Below are 13,032 nucleotides of genomic sequence, written 5' to 3' on the forward strand. Positions count from 1 at the left end.
GCAGCGTCCCGGAGACGCCGATATCGACGACCTGCTGCCCTTCAACTTCAAAAAACAGCCGGCATGAACGCATGAACCATGAACCGCTTCAAGCCGGTTTACGACGTGCTCTGAAATGAGCGCTTACCATTGATCTTGATCAATACGTGTAGGCCTGGAGTGTGATGTTTTTGCGGGCCGGTGTTTTCGCGCCGCAGCATGGAATATGGTTCCCGGGTCGCGCTCCACGGTGCAGTGTGACGGAAGGCGTGTAGGGGCGAAAGCATGCTTAAGATACTGGCATTGCTGATCTTCTGTGCGTCCTTGCTGACGCAAGCGGTACCTGCACAGGCTCATGCCGAGCCTGTGAGCCAAGCCAGGTTGCAGAGCCGCGCGATCCCCACCGAGTTACGCGTCGCTGCGTCGGGTGAGGCTGATTGCTGTTTCCTCCAAGGGCGCTGCTGCAAAAAGAGCATGTGCGCCGTGTGTTATCTGCCCATGCCGCCTCGGCATGAGGGGCTCGTGACCATTTGGCTCGAATCCTTCGTATTGCTGCCTTCGCGCGAGGATCTCGCGCGGCTTATTCTGCTCGGCAGAGATCCTCCCGTCCCGCGTCCTCGCTATCTCTGAGAGCCACCAGCCGGCGCGCAACCCGTTGTCTCGTCTAGGGGCACGGTCGCGTCTGGTTGCGTTGCACGAAGTGCCCCGGCGTGCACTGCCGCCAATGGGCATCAGGAACATTTTTCATCGAAAGATTGATCGGCTGCGCCAGCAGCCGCCGGAACGGGCTCGCCGCCCGGGAGGTGTAATATGAGCTTGGATCGAGCGTCTTTTACGGAAAGGACAGCCCGGTCGCTCCGCCGCGACGATTGGGAAACCGTCGAGCGTGAGCGGAATGGACTGCTATTATCTGAGTTATCGTGGGCCGACGCGAGCCGTTGGGTCTCCACGCGGGGCGATGAGTTGAGCCGGCGCCTTGGGCGCCGCCAGGAGTCGCAGGACGGCGTGCCACAAGGCGCAGCGGTCGGGGCTGCTTCACCGATGGAGCAACATCGGCTGATCCCCCGCTATCACTCGGGTGATCGCAAAATTGAAGCGGGCAGCGACCTGTTCAGCGTCGGCTGGACGGGAAAATCGATTTTCAATCTCCTCGACGGATGGGTAGCCGTCTACATGCTTCTCGAAGATGGTCGGCGACAAATCGTTCAGTTCGCGCTGCCGGGCGCGATCCTCGGGGTCCTACCGTCCCGACGAGGCCCGGCGACGTTCGGCGCTCAAGCACTGACGGACGTGACGGTCTCGGTCATCCCAGCATCTGTCCTGACGTCCCATGCGCGCACCGAACCGGAGATCTGCCTGCGCATCGTTCGGTCGCTGGCTCGCGATTGCAATCTGGCGTTCGACCATCTCACCAGTATTGGGCGCCGGTCGGCGCGCGAGAGGGTGGCGCACCTACTCCTGGAGCTGTTCACACGCTACCGCGTGCAATGGCCAGGCAATCGTATCGAAGAGATGACGCTTCCGCTGACGCAGGAGCAGATAGGTGACGCCACCGGCTTGACCTTTGTCCACGTGAACCGAGTCCTAAGCGCGTTGCGGAAGGAGGGGATTGTTCAATTTCACTATCGCCGATTGCGAATATTGGACCCGGATCGACTGATAGAGGTTGCCGGCGTCGACCCTGAAACGGCGGCAGGCTGGCTTGAACAACGGCCGTGGACATAGCGTTTTCCGACCTTGGTTCCCTATAGCGCCGACGTCATAGACACCGGCAGCCGGAACGGACGAGAAGGACATCCGGGACCTACGACACGGTCCAAACTGACGCGTGCGCATTGTCGGCTCGCCGTGATCTCCGAATTGCGCCCGCGACCCCGGTTGGGTTGATGCCGATGAATGGCAGGTACTGCGACGAGAGCAGTGCCGATACCCGCAGGCCACGAAGACGGCCAGATTCGAGAGCATCACGTTGCGAGAGCTTCCATCGTCGATGATGTTTGCAATTAGCTGAGTTAGCGATCAGGCGGTCGTGAACTAAAAGTATTATGCGCGCGATCCAGATTGCCGCTCCTTAATCGAGATTAAAGATGTCGGGCTTGAGGCATGGCTAACCTGCTGCGGGATGATGCGGAGCGTAGCGGCGGATCGAACCGAAAGCCGAGTATGACGCCCTCTAGTGTTATGTCCCCGAGCAGGAGTTACCGGAATGAGCACCTCATCTGTCGACGAAACCAAAACTGGCCCCAAGGCGTCGGAAGCGCATGCCTCGCCTTGTTGCGGGGGTGATGCAAACGCGGACAGCGGTGAGCAGACGCACGCTCACGGCTCATGCGCAACGCACGAACGCGCCCATACCACGACAGCCACGAGTACTGTGCGTCAGAGCCGCACTCACGCCGGTCATCATCGAAATAAGTCCGGCTGCTGCGGTGGTTGACATAGCCAACGGCGAGGCTGGCGGATGGCCGTGATCGGTAAGTCGCGTCGACACGACCCTAGTGACGACGGCGCTGACCTCCTTGCTGACGCGGCGATGGTCAGTTCGACAAGAGACACGTCAGCCTGGAAAGCATTCAGGCCAAGGCAATCACCCGCGACCACGGGACGCGCGTCGCGCTTCACGACAGGATTTTCAGATGAGCAAGAAAGAAAAGCGCGAAGCTTTCCAAAAAATACTTCACGATCTCCAGGTTGACCTGTCGCGCCTCCAAAAGCACGTCATCAAAACCGGCAAAAAAGTTCTGGTGATTTTCGAAGGACGAGATGCCTCCGGCAAGGACGGAACGATCAAACGAATCGTCGAGCATCTCAGTCCACGCGAGACCCGCGTTGTCGCACTCGGCAAGCCATCTGACCGCGATCAGAAGTCCTGGTATTTCCAGCGTTGGGTGCCACATCTCCCGGCGGGCGGAGAGATCGTTTTGTTCAATCGCAGTTGGTATAACCGCGCAGGGGTCGAGCGCGTGATGGGATTTTGCAGTAACGAGGAATATGATGAGTTCCTTGTGACGGCGCCGCTGTTCGAACAGCTTCTCGCCCATTGCGGCGTCACCATCCTCAAATACTATTTGGACATCTCGCGAACCGAACAAAAACGTCGGCTGAAGGATCGACAAGACGATCCGCTGAAACAGTGGAAACTCAGTCCGATCGACGACACGGCGACAAAGCACTGGGATGACTATAGCGCAGCCCGCAACGAGATGCTGTCTCGTACTCACACGCCCTTCGCGCCGTGGACCGTGGTGCGCGCGGATGACAAATCAGAGGCTCGGCTCAACGTCATCCGAGACCTGCTGACGCGCTTCGAGTTCGGCGGAAAGGACCGTGCGCGAGATCTCCCCGATCCGAATGTGGTGTTCCCGTACGACAAGGCTGCTCTGACGAACGGTCAAATTGCCGAGTGAAGCGGCACTCGCGGATTTCGTCATTCTCCCTGATACGGCGGTACGGCAGAGTATGATTCCGCAGTTTATTACTTGAGGACGTTCCGATGATGGATCACTCGTATATGATGATCAATTACTGGCCAGCTTGGCACTGGATGGCTTTTGTCTTGCTTGCAGCCGTGGTGATTTACCCGATCGGTCGGATCCTGGCTCGACTTGGATATTCGCCGTTTTGGTCGATTCTTGCTTTCGTGCCGGTTGCCAATCTGGTGGGTCTCTGGATTGTGGCACTGAGAGAATGGCCGCGGACGAGGCCGGATACCCGTTGATGCAAGTGCCCTGACAGTGCAACGCTTCGTGAGGAAGGGCGGCCTTAGGCGGTCACCCGTTGAACGTGGCTCCGCGGCGGGGCGTTGTTTGTGGCAGCCAAGGTTTGGGGGATCGAATACCCGCCAGGTCCGGCGTCGCTTTAAGGAGCGCTCTTGGCCTTGGCTTCGGCGAACGCCTTGCGAAACTGCTCAGCCTTTTCGCAATGACAATCTAAAAAGCCATGAACAGGGCACGTTCGGCACATCTCTTCGAGGCGTTTCCGCAGGGCTTGCCGGCCGCGATGCAGTCGCACGGTCACGTTGTTCAACGACGTTCCCAGACTAGCGGCCAGGCGGTCACGTGGCTCACCGAGGATATCAGCGCGCCAGATGATGTCGGCGTACTCGGCTTTCAGCGTCGGCAATATGCGGTAGAGACAGTTGCAGATCGCTGCGTCGAGCTCCTCATCGACAGGATGGTTCTCAACCTCTGTTTGATCGATGACGATTTCGCGCCGCCGACGTTTTGCTGTTTCGCGCTGATGGTCGACGATTGTCGTCGCTAAGATTCGGCCAAGCCATCCGCGCACCATTCGAACATCGTGAAGCTGCGACGCTTTTTCCAAAGCGCGGAGCGAGAAGCGTTGAAGGACCTCGTCCGCCGCGTCATGATCGCCCAGCCGATGCTGGAGAAATTGAAGTATCTGCTGCTGTGCCTCCACCAGTGCCCTTTGCACCGCGCTATCATAAGGTTCTGTGGTTTGATCAGCCTTGTCGCCTCGGGCCCCATGCTCCCGCTCTTGCTGATTATCTGTCACAACCCTCACACTCCGTGGTCTCACGATGCGCACGACACTCAGGGTACACTGACAGCGAGGGAAACCCATGTCTTTAACTCAGATTATGGGCTTCTCTTACAGTCGCACGTGCCTGCTGCTGCGATCGTCGCAGGATCGACGGAGCCACACGCTTGATGCCAATAGGATGATTGCTTGCAAAACGCTTTGCGACCTCTCACCCAATCAGCGTGGTCGTCATGCCCACGAGTTTCGCATAGTCCACATCATGGAACTAAGTAATTGTTTCAATTATCAAAAATTATTCTGACCGGACGGCCGCACCGCCGTTACCCATCGCCATTTTCTCCAAACGAGCGGTTCAGCGCGGTGAGCGTTTCCCTCATAGACTGAACCGCGCTTGTCTCGCCTGAGACGCTTCGCAACGTGGACACCATCGCCGCAAAGCCGTCGTCTTGGTCGATAGCCGCCAAGGCAAGGATATCTCGAAGGTCGCAGCTTTCCCCGGCCCGTTCCGGTGCGGTGCCGAGCGAACGGACTTTGCGCGCCGCCGCCGCGCCGGCCGACGATGAAGGCAGCGTGAGCGGGCCAGTCTGCGGCTCGGGCGCCGGTGACGGCTTTGCCTTCAGGGGCTTGCGCTTGTGGGGACCGCGGGCGGGTGAGGGTCTTGCCGGCGCCGCAGCCGCCTCTGCCGTCTCGTCTGCCGGCAATTCCTCCGGTGCGGGGCTGATCGCGCCGACCAGCGGCTCATCCTGCCAGGCCCGAAGCTGCGGCAAAGGCGGCGGTGATCCCTTTGCGGCCTCAAAAAGAGGGCGATAGGGCTTGTCGAGGTAATGCCGGATCTTCGTCAGCTCGAAGGATGGCGAGTTCTTCACCATCAGGATGGACAGCCGCGCCGACATCTCGCGCAGCTCGAGCGGGCTGCGGAGCGGCCGCGGTGTGTAGTGCGGTGCCCAGACGCGCGGGGCAAAAATCCCCTGCCCTGGCCGCATCACTGGCGTCTTGTAGACCTGCGTCGTCTCGCCCAGCATTTCTGAAACGAATTCGGAAGTGTCGAGGTCGTTGATCTGGATGAAAAGCTTGATCTGCGAGCCCGACACCGTCGTGATCCGCGTGCTCCGGCCATAGAGCTCGTCGAGCTGGGCGATGTCCTGCATAATGATGGCCATGCGGAAGCCGTAGCCGGCGCTGATGGTGATCTTGGAGATCAGCGAATCCATCCGCCCAACATGGTAGAACTCGTCGAGCATCAGCAGCACCTGGTGCGGCTCGTCCGGCCCGGGAATCCTGTCCATCAGCAGATCGTGGATTTGCTGGAAGAGGATGCGGATCAGCGGCCGGAAGATGGAGAGCTCGGCGATGGTGCAGCCGATGAAGATCGTCATCGGTTGCCGGCGGAGCTCGCGGATGTCGAAATCCGATGTCTCCGTCGCTGCCGAGATCAGCCCGTTGTTCCACAGGCTCATCGCCATGTTGACGTTGAACACGGCGCTGTTGCGCGTTTCGGGCTCTAGCGCGATGTACTGGTTGAAGCTGTCGACCACCCAGGTCGGCAGATGGGGACGCTCGGTCTTCACGATGGCGCGCAGCACGGTCGAGATGTCCTTGCCCGTCGTCGTCATCCTCGCGACGGTGCGCATGTGCTGCGCCCCTGTCGTGAGCGGGGACGCGAGCACATAGCCGATCAACGCCGAGAGAAGCAGGCGCCCGGCGCCCGCCCACGTATCGTCGGCCTTTTCGGGGATGACGAAAGACGCGACCACCAGGCAGTCCGTCGCCATGCGCTCGTCGCGCCGCACGAAGTCGAGCGGATTGTAGCGGTGCGTGTCCGGCGAGCCCGGAGAGAATATGAAGACCTTGTTGCCGAGCGTGGCGCGGTGATTGGCGAGCGCGTCGAAATTCTCGCGCTTCGGATCGAAGAACACCGCCGATCCCTGCCAGAGATAGCCGTTGGGCAGGACGAAGCCCGTTCCCTTGCCGGAGCGCGACGGGCCGACCACGAGGATGTGGGCCGGCTCGTCGGAGCGAATGGTGGCGCCGCCCAGCGTGCCGAGCACGATGCCGCGCCGCGACGTCAGCCCCTGCTTTGCCGCCTCCATGAGCGAGCCGAAGCGCGCCGCCCCGTAGGGCATCTGCCGACGATTGACGAGGCCGAAAATCACGCCGGCGACACCTAAAGCGAACACGCTGCCGGCGGCGTATCCCCCGCGGATCAGTGCCTCCACCCGGGTCGGGGCATAAAGCACCCGCTCGTAGAAGTGTTGCCAGGCGATGAGGAAAAAGCCGGCGGAACGGTCGGCGTTCTGCATTCGCAGGAGCGCCCAGCGACTAGCACCCTCGCTGGGGAAGCGGTTCGGCGCCCAGCGCAGCCCGACGACGACCTCATAGGCAAGGCTCCACAGCAGCCAGAAGGCGACGAGCGAGAGGACGGCGATGCCGAGCCTATAGACCAGAATGCGTGCCATGCTCGTGGCTCTCCCCTGTCCTCTCCTTTCGCCATTCGCTCATGCGCGAGAAATGGATGGCGGAGGTCCCGCGCCAGCCGCCAAGCTTGGTCTGCTGGATCACGATCGGCAGAACGGATCTGATGTAGGCGACGATCTCCTCGCGCTTCAGCCCGAGGCCCGCCTGCATGACCATCAGCGCCAGCTGCTCGAAGGCGCCGGCCGGACTATCGGCATGGACCGTGGTGATGCTGCCGGGATGGCCGGTATTGATCGCCCGCAGGAATGAGTACGCCTCCGATCCTCGGATCTCGCCGAGGAAAATGCGATCGGGACGCAGGCGAAGCGAAGCCTGCAACAGCATCTCGACACTGACGCGGGCCTCGCCCTGGTCGCCCTTTGAGGCGACCAGCGGAAGGTAGTTCCGCTGGATCGGCTTGACCTCGCGTGTGTCCTCGATGGTGATGATGCGCTCGTCCTCCGGCACCTCCTTGAGGATGGCGTTAAGGAAGGTGGTCTTGCCGGAGCTCGTGCCTCCCGACAGCAGGATGGAGTAGCGGTTGACGACAGCACGACGAATGAAGGCCTCGATCTGGCCGGCGTCGAGATCGGCGCAGAGCTGGCGATCGATCTCCGAGAGGTCGCCCTCCCCGGCCGTTTCGACGCGTCTGAAAGAGCCGAGCGCGCGATAGTCGTCGAGGCGCATGTCCTTGATCACCTGCTTGCGGATCGCGAAGGCACCGCCGGCAGTGGTTGCCGGCGGGATGACGCCCTGAAACCGCTCGCCGCTCGGCAATGCCGCCGAGAGCAGGGGATGCTCCTCATTGATGCTCTGCCCGGAATAGCCCGCGACCCGCTCCGCGAGGTGCCGGATCGCGTGCTCCGTCAGCTCGGGCAGCTCGTGCCGTTCCATGGCCGCCTCGCCGAAGCGCTCGACCCAGATCTCGCCCGGACCGTTTGCGCAGATTTCGACAACTTGATTGTCGTCGAGCCACCTGCGGACCGGCTCGAGAGCGCGATCAATGAAGACCGTCAGGCTTCGTACGCTCACGCCTGATCTCCTGGAGAGCCTCCCTTACGGGATCGGGATAGAAGGCAGAGAAGTCGAGGTCGCGGCGAACGAAGACGATGATGCGCGACCCCTGGTCGAGGTAGATCGTCGGCGGGATGTTGATCGAGTTGCGAAGCGCCTCTTGCGCAATGTTGGTGAGGGTCTGCGAGACGTTCTGCGCGGCGATCTGCTGTGCCTGCAGCGTGAGCTGGTTCTGGTTCACACCGGTTTGGGTCTGGGTGACGGCGCCCGTCACTGGATCGGTGGTCGTGATGATCGTGCCGGTGCCGTTGTTGCCGTAGTTCTGGCCATAGCCGCTGAGGAACTGCGCCGCTCCGCCCACCACCGAGAGCATGATCGCCGCCCCGAAACGCTCGATATAATGGTTGTCGACAAAGCCGGCATTGCCGGCACGGCCGAGATCATCCGTCCCGTTCGACCCGAGCTGCACCGAGACGCCGTCCGATCGCAGAAGGCGCGTCCACACGACGAAGACGCGCGTCTGACCCTGTGCGATCCCGGAGCGGTATTCGCCGACGAGGCGACTGCCGGCCGGGATCAGCACGCGCCGGCCGTCGAAGGACCAGACATTCTCGCTGACGATGGCCCTGACCATGCCCGGCAAGTCGCTTTGGAGAGCCGTCTCCAGAACGCCGCGGATCATCGTTCCCTGCGCGACCAGAGCGTCGATCCGGTCGTTCTTCGTCGCGCGGGCGACATCGACGCCGGCGGCCGAAACGGAGGCGAGGAAACGGCGGTTCGGATCCTCGTCCGGCGCGGCCGCGGTCGCGCCGCTGCCGTCGGGATTGGTGCCCGCCGCTGCTGCTGCGGCATTGTCGGAGATGACTTGCGGCGCGCGCAGCCGTTCCCATCTGCGGCGCTCTTCCTCCTCCTGCCGACGCCGCTCGAGCTCGGCGAGCCGCCGGGCCTCGTCGTCATTCGCCGGCGCCGAGACCAGGGGTGGCTCGGGCGCCGGTGGGGGCTGGAGGGTTTGGGGCGGCGGAGGCGGAGGTGGCGGCGCCTCGACCGGGGCCTGCGGGATGACGATCGTGCCCTGGCTGGTTTGGGGTCGCGGCGCCGACAGCGATGGCGCCGGGAACTGCGTCGTGGTGAACTCTTCCCGGTCCGGCGTCGTCATGACCGTGGTTCGCTGACCCGCCGAGTTGTAGATCAACCACGCCGCGACCCCCACCGCACCCAGCGGCACGCCGAAGGTTAGGAGCCGGCCGAGCGCGGTGCGGCCGCGCGCGACGGAGGTCGCCGCCGCCGCTTCCAACTCGAACGAACGATAGTTGTCAGGGGTCGGCATCGGCCACTACCCTCCCGCGTTCGCGGTGAGCCCGATGCGCTGGGGAGCGTAGGGCTCGAGGCCGCTCGGTTCGTGCACATTGGTCAGCCGGCGGTTGAAGACGCAGGTCGAGTCCTGTCCGTTGCGCAGCGTCCATTGTGCGGACACCTTGTCGATGACCACATAGGGGCCTTCGGTCCGGAAATTGACGAGGCTTTCGTTGCGGTCCGCGTCGACGATGAAGATCGCGGGCGTCTCGCCCTCGAAGCGGAACCAGGTCTTTGTGCCGTCGTCGAACACCGCGATCGGCTTGTTGGCCGACGATCCCTTGTAGCCGTAGTCGCTATTGGCGTTCGCGATGTTGAGATCTTTGAGGTTCGGGTTGGCAGCGCGCTCCTTGGCCTCGGCGAGCAGTTTCGCGTTGGCCTCGTCGTCGGGAAAGCGAAAGCGCACGGCATAGATCTGGCTCTGGGCGGGCCGCGTGTTGGACCTCAGCAGGAACACATAGATGCGCTTGTTGGTCACGACGTTCAGATTCGACTGGGCATCCTTCTCGATCGGCTTCACGAAGATGATGTCGCCCTTCCGGTTCGGTTCGACCTTCCAGGCAACGGAATCGCCGAGCGCCAGCGTCTCGATCTTCTCGTCGGCCTGCAGCTGGATCATCGTCGAGGTACCGTAGCTCGCGTCGATCGCCGTGACGTTGTCCTTGTTGTAGACGACGTCGCGCACCCGCGAATCCACGCGCCCGGGGCGAGGCGTCGCCTCCGCGAAGGCGGAGGAAACCGGAAGGGCGAGGCACAGGCCGAGCAAAACGCCGTGCCGGATCATGGCGACGTCCCGACGCTTCCCGGCGAGGGCGCCGTCTCTTGGTCGCGGCGATATTCGAGGACCTGGAAGCCGAGGGGATTGTCGAAGCGCCACTGATTGCGCATCGGTGCGGCGGTGTAGCGAAAGCGCACGAGAGACACCCAGTTGCGGATCACGACATTGGTCGCCGTCTTCTCCTCGGTCGAGAAGCGGACGAGCGCGGTGCGGTTGTTCGGGAAGGTCACCGACTTGATGCTGACCGCGACCTCGGCGTTGGAGCCGAAGACCTTCACCGGATTGTTCGGATTGGTCGGCGAATAGATCTCGGTGAGCTCGCGCGCCGCATCTCCGGTCGAAAGCAGCTGCGCGAGATCGAAATTGTCCTTGAGCGCCCGCGGGTCGTAGGTCTCGCGCGCCTTGACGTAGCGCACGACATTGAAGGTGGTGACGGCCTCGTCCTGCGTCAGGGCGCCCTCGGCCATCGGCCGCTTGACCTCGACGAAGCCCGTCGCCTTGTCGACGACCACCATGTAGGGCTCGTAGGTCTTGAGCGGGACGAGGAGCGCGATGACGCCGAGCGCCACCACCGCCACGACCGTCATGACCGCGGCGACGATCCAGGCCAGCGCGCGCGAATTGCGGTTGCGGCGCGCAATGTCCTGCTCCCAGGTTGCGCCGTCGGCATAATAGCGGGGATCGACGCGTGCCGGCTCGGATGCTGCAGCCTCGCTCATGGCCGCCCTCCCCCGCCTTGGCTCGGCGGCGTGCCGGGATTGCGGATCTGGTCGGCGAGCCGGCGGAACTCGGCGGATTGCGCCCAGGAGGTGGCGCGCATGCCGACCCGGGCGCGCTGACGCGCCGCGAGCTCTTCACGCCGCGATGTCGAGGCCGGATTGAACGGATTGCGCAGCGCCAGGCGCCCGCGATTGGCGGCAAGGCCGAGCCTGTAGCCGGTGGCGGTGGCAAGCACGGTGCCGATCCGCGGCGCGTGAACCGGGACGCCGCCGGCGATCGCGGCCGCGACATTGTTGATCTGGCTGAGCAGAAGGATGCCGATGATGGCGAGCAATACGACCGGTCCGATCGTCGCCCAGGTCGCCGACTTGGAGTTGGCGACGCCGTTGAGCGTGTCGATCGATTGCTGGATCAGCGAGACATAGAAGGCGAGGAAGGCGTAGACGAGCACCTGCACCACGAAATACTGCGCGATCGAGCCAAGCCAGCCGCTGAAGAAGCGGGACGTCACGCCGAAGAGCAGCAGGATGATGAAGACCGGCGCGAGTGCCAGCAGCAGCCACATGAACATCTTGGAGAGCACGATCAGGAAGATCGCGAACCCGATCAGCACCGCCATCACGACATAGAACACCGCCGCGAAGATGTACGGTCCCCAATTGGTGATGCCGGCATTCTGCAGAAAGGCCTCGGTCGCCGAGTTGGTCGTATCCCACATATTCTGCAGGGCATTCTGCACGCCGTTCACCGAGGTGAGATTGGCCGAGGTGCCGGTGTTGTTTGCGGTGGTGACGACGCTCAGCAAGGCGTTGCCGATCGCCGACGGCCCATTGTTCAGGGCGTTGTAGACCAGCGTCTGGAAGTCGCCCCAGCTGGTCGCCAGCGTGTAGATGACGAAGGCGCGAAAGAGGCGGAATGCATGGTCCGCCGGCCCGCCGGTCGCTGTGCCCTGCCAGATGCCCACCCCCCAGAAGATCACGTAAAGCGTCAGCAGCAGGCCGGCGACGCCCGTAGCGCCGCCCGACGTCGCCGCATTGGCGATCGCCTGATAGGCGCTGGAGACATAGTTCTGCCCAAGCTGGTCGACCGACTGAAGAAGCGAGGTGATGTTGAAGGTGTTGCCCATCGCCCCTCTCAGATCGGCCGCATGGGGCCGCAGCTGTCGAGGGCCGTGAAGGCCTCGGCTGCTCGTGGTTGGGGCTGCTCGGCAAAGGAAAGCGCGGTGCCGCCCTCATCGGCCGAGCAGGGTGCTTTCAGAGGCTTGTAAGCGCAGCCGGCGAGGCAGGACACGGCAAGTGCGATGGCGCAGAGGCGCAGGATCGGCGTCACTTCGAGGGCGTCTCCGGCTGTGTGAACGTCATCGCTCGGGAGGCGGCCTTGGCCGCCTCGTCCTGCGTCGCGGCCGAGCCGCCGGTAGGACCAGGCGCCCGGCCGGCCCAGATGCCGACAGCGGCCGCGATGAAGGCGACGGCGAGCGCGGCGATGACGGCTCCGATGATCTTGGGGGCGGGACGTCTCATTGCGTGAACCTCATGGCGCGCGCCGCCGCCGACTCCGCGGCAATACGGTCGAGATTGGCCTGGTTGGCCGCCGCGGCCGCATTGTTCACGACACCGTTGAGCTCGTTGATGGTCTGTCCGGTCTGGATCTGGACTTGGGTGTTCTGGTCGACGCTGCCCTTCAGGTCCGGCGCTTGCCCGATCTGCTGCCCGCCCTGGGTGAAGGCTTGCGATCGCGTCTGCACCGCGCTTTGTGTCGAGTTGATGAGGCCCGAGAGCGTCGCCGCGACATTGACCGAGTTTTTGTAGGCCGCATCGACCGGATGGCTCTGGCCGCTCGTCAGCCCGGTGATGGTCTCGACGAGCTGCAGGCCATTGATCAGGGTGGAAACGATATTCTGTGAGCCGGCGCCCATGCCCGCGAAGGACAGCGCTCCGCCGGAAATCACCGAGCCAAGCGAGGGGGCCTGAGACATCGAGAATCCGCCGCCGAGTGCCATCTGGGCCAGCGAGCCCTGCGCCTGGGACGAGCGGTCGCCGGTGACCGCCTGCAGGGTCTTCTGGGTGAACTGCAGGATCTGGCGATCGGCGTCGAGGATCTGCTGCGTGCTTGAGGCGATCTCCCGCGCTTTCTCCAGGTTCGCATTGTCGATCGTCGGTACCTGCGCCAACGCGGGCGCCGAAAGACCGACGGCAAGAAGTGCGAGCAGCGCGAGCCTTCGCATCCACCCC

13 protein-coding genes are annotated in these 13,032 nt (G+C 63.0%); 3 read left to right on the forward strand and 10 right to left on the reverse strand.

The features are described 5' to 3' along the window. The first annotated feature begins 789 nt into the window (after positions 1–789). From ACO2RV_RS20135 to ACO2RV_RS20145, 3 genes are all read left to right on the forward strand, one after another. Entirely contained in the window at positions 790–1,704 is a 915-nt protein-coding gene (locus ACO2RV_RS20135) for a Crp/Fnr family transcriptional regulator (RefSeq protein WP_423296034.1), read from the forward strand. Between the two features lie 911 nt (positions 1,705–2,615). Next, complete coding sequence (ppk2, locus tag ACO2RV_RS20140; RefSeq protein WP_423296035.1) at positions 2,616–3,386, forward strand: polyphosphate kinase 2; 771 nt, start codon at positions 2,616–2,618, stop codon at positions 3,384–3,386. Positions 3,387–3,472: 86 nt separating this feature from the next. Next, positions 3,473–3,697: a hypothetical protein gene (locus ACO2RV_RS20145; protein WP_423296036.1), complete on the forward strand. Its 225-nt coding sequence runs from the start codon at positions 3,473–3,475 to the stop codon at positions 3,695–3,697. Positions 3,698–3,837: 140 nt separating this feature from the next. Here ACO2RV_RS20145 and ACO2RV_RS20150 read toward each other — a convergent pair whose 3' ends face one another. The 10 genes from ACO2RV_RS20150 to ACO2RV_RS20195 form a co-directional block, all read right to left on the reverse strand. Further along, entirely contained in the window at positions 3,838–4,494 is a 657-nt protein-coding gene (locus tag ACO2RV_RS20150; protein ID WP_423296037.1) for an RNA polymerase sigma factor, read from the reverse strand. Between the two features lie 308 nt (positions 4,495–4,802). Then, positions 4,803–6,938: a type IV secretory system conjugative DNA transfer family protein gene (locus ACO2RV_RS20155; RefSeq protein ID WP_423296038.1), complete on the reverse strand. Its 2,136-nt coding sequence runs from the start codon at positions 6,936–6,938 to the stop codon at positions 4,803–4,805. After that, the gene (gene virB11 / locus ACO2RV_RS20160; protein ID WP_423296039.1) at positions 6,916–7,968 is read right to left on the reverse strand and encodes a P-type DNA transfer ATPase VirB11; all 1,053 of its coding nucleotides are present in this window, start codon (positions 7,966–7,968) and stop codon (positions 6,916–6,918) included. Before virB11 ends, ACO2RV_RS20155 begins: the two co-directional genes overlap by 23 nt. Continuing rightward, positions 7,937–9,277, reverse strand: a complete 1,341-nt coding sequence (virB10, locus tag ACO2RV_RS20165) for a type IV secretion system protein VirB10 (protein ID WP_423296040.1) — start codon at positions 9,275–9,277, stop codon at positions 7,937–7,939. The genes virB11 and virB10 overlap by 32 nt, the downstream gene beginning before the upstream one ends. A gap of 6 nt (positions 9,278–9,283) precedes the next feature. Beyond that, positions 9,284–10,087, reverse strand: coding sequence for a P-type conjugative transfer protein VirB9 (gene virB9 / locus ACO2RV_RS20170; protein WP_423296041.1), 804 nt, complete (start codon positions 10,085–10,087; stop codon positions 9,284–9,286). After that, the gene (locus ACO2RV_RS20175) at positions 10,084–10,800 is read right to left on the reverse strand and encodes a virB8 family protein (RefSeq protein ID WP_423296042.1); all 717 of its coding nucleotides are present in this window, start codon (positions 10,798–10,800) and stop codon (positions 10,084–10,086) included. The genes virB9 and ACO2RV_RS20175 overlap by 4 nt, the downstream gene beginning before the upstream one ends. Beyond that, positions 10,797–11,927, reverse strand: coding sequence for a type IV secretion system protein (locus tag ACO2RV_RS20180; protein WP_423296043.1), 1,131 nt, complete (start codon positions 11,925–11,927; stop codon positions 10,797–10,799). The genes ACO2RV_RS20175 and ACO2RV_RS20180 overlap by 4 nt, the downstream gene beginning before the upstream one ends. An 8-nt stretch (positions 11,928–11,935) precedes the next feature. Then, entirely contained in the window at positions 11,936–12,130 is a 195-nt protein-coding gene (locus ACO2RV_RS20185; RefSeq protein WP_423296044.1) for a hypothetical protein, read from the reverse strand. Then, positions 12,127–12,321, reverse strand: coding sequence for a hypothetical protein (locus ACO2RV_RS20190; RefSeq protein WP_423296045.1), 195 nt, complete (start codon positions 12,319–12,321; stop codon positions 12,127–12,129). Before ACO2RV_RS20190 ends, ACO2RV_RS20185 begins: the two co-directional genes overlap by 4 nt. Beyond that, entirely contained in the window at positions 12,318–13,025 is a 708-nt protein-coding gene (locus ACO2RV_RS20195; RefSeq protein WP_423296046.1) for a conjugal transfer protein, read from the reverse strand. Before ACO2RV_RS20195 ends, ACO2RV_RS20190 begins: the two co-directional genes overlap by 4 nt. Positions 13,026–13,032 lie beyond the last annotated feature (7 nt).

The sequence above is a fragment of the Ancylobacter sp. VNQ12 genome (genome assembly GCF_049445835.1).
Lineage (GTDB): Bacteria > Pseudomonadota > Alphaproteobacteria > Rhizobiales > Xanthobacteraceae > Ancylobacter.